Below are 956 nucleotides of genomic sequence, written 5' to 3'. Positions count from 1 at the left end.
CTCCCGGCTGCTGGAGGTCTATCGCAACCACGAGCGGCTCACCAGCCATCTGTTGTTTGGCGAGCATGTCGTGAACGAATACCGCACCAACGACGCCGACCAGCCCCAGGGCGAGAAATATCGGGAGTGGGACACCGGCAGGATCCGGGCCTGGGCGACACGGATCGGCCCGAACATGATGACCGTGGTCAACAGGATCTTCGAGGCCGTGCCAGTAGAAGAGCAAGGCTTCGACGCCGCCCTGGCAGTGCTGCGGCTGAGCCGCCGCTACTCCAGCGAGCGAGTGGAAAAAGCATGTCAGATCGCGCTCGAGGGTCGTGTTCGCTCGCCCCGCTATGCGCACTTGCAGCCGATCCTGGAGACCGGGCAAGACAAAACAGGCACCCGCAGGATTCCGCGCTTCGAGCCCACCGAGCCCGAATCCGGTGGATACGTCCGCGGCGCCGACTACTACGCCGGAGGCGGTGCACGATGAGCCGGATCGATATCGAGACCAAACGTAAGCTCCGCGAGATGGGCGTGACCACCCTGTTGGACGCGTTCGACGCCCAAGACGACACCCTCACCCTCGGCCTGGCATTCGAGGAGCGAGTCAAACTCGCCGTCGATGACGCCCACTCCGTCTTCACCCAAACCAAGGTCGAGGGCCTGATCCGCCGCGCGAACCTGCGCTACCCAAACGCGGACCTGCGCCGCCTGGACCTCGTGGAGGAACGCGGCCTGGACCGGTCGATGCTCGCCGGTCTCGGCACCTGCTCGTTCATCGACCGGCAGCAGAACGTCGTGTTCCAGGGCTTCACCGGATCGGGGAAATCGTATCTAGGCTGCGCGCTGGCGAAGGCAGCCTGCCGGCACCGGGTGCGAGCGCACTACATCCGGATGCCAGAACTCGAAGAGGCCTGGCAGCTGGCCCGCGACAAGCCATCTGGGACCACGAAGTTCCTGAACAAGTACGC

Annotated in this window: 1 protein-coding gene and 1 pseudogene; both read left to right on the top strand. The window is 64.6% G+C overall.

Annotated features, from left to right (window positions below):
* Window positions 1–475, top strand: a pseudogene (locus K2F54_RS18890) (IS21 family transposase); the annotation flags it as partial.
* Window positions 472–956 (top strand): ATP-binding protein (locus tag K2F54_RS18885; RefSeq protein ID WP_220607397.1); only part of this gene is annotated, 485 nt, incomplete at its 3' end. The pseudogene K2F54_RS18890 and the gene K2F54_RS18885, both read left to right, overlap by 4 nt.

Origin of the sequence: Cryobacterium inferilacus, assembly GCF_019599185.1 — a bacterium.
GTDB classification, from domain to species: domain Bacteria; phylum Actinomycetota; class Actinomycetes; order Actinomycetales; family Microbacteriaceae; genus Cryobacterium; species Cryobacterium inferilacus.
The sequence above is the reverse complement of the archived record's forward strand: the minus strand, read 5'-3'. Positions and strand labels throughout refer to the sequence as shown.